Raw genomic sequence first — 317 nt, 5'->3', positions numbered from 1 at the left:
CGGTACTCACGATCCGCGACTCGAACTGCCCTTTCTCGGCACCAGCCTGAAGCCGTTGGCGCGCGGGGTTCGTGTGGTACGTGATTAGGGTCTTCCCAGTATTACTAATCGTGGTTTTAGCCACGTTCGTAATGTGGAGCACGGAATCAAAACGTGGGAACTTTAGATAAATGGCGCGGAAAGCGGCAGTTACCATCTCCCCCCTCAAATCGTCGCGCTTCAAATCAAAGGCGGGGCGCATCAGAAACTTCATCTTCTTGTTCATGAATTTCCCGATATAGCCAGACCTTTCGATCTCGCACATCGCATTGTACACC

At 52.1% G+C, this 317-nt stretch carries 1 protein-coding gene; it reads right to left on the bottom strand.

All coding sequences use genetic code 11. The features are described 5' to 3' along the window. A partial coding sequence (locus tag AC1RPT_RS07890; RefSeq protein WP_481763001.1) for a hypothetical protein occupies nt 1-265 on the bottom strand: 265 nt, incomplete at its 3' end. Nucleotides 266-317 lie beyond the last annotated feature (52 nt).

The sequence above is a fragment of the Dellaglioa sp. CoH-56-MRSF-11 genome (assembly GCF_056782135.1).
The sequence above is the reverse complement of the archived record's forward strand: the minus strand, read 5'-3'. Positions and strand labels throughout refer to the sequence as shown.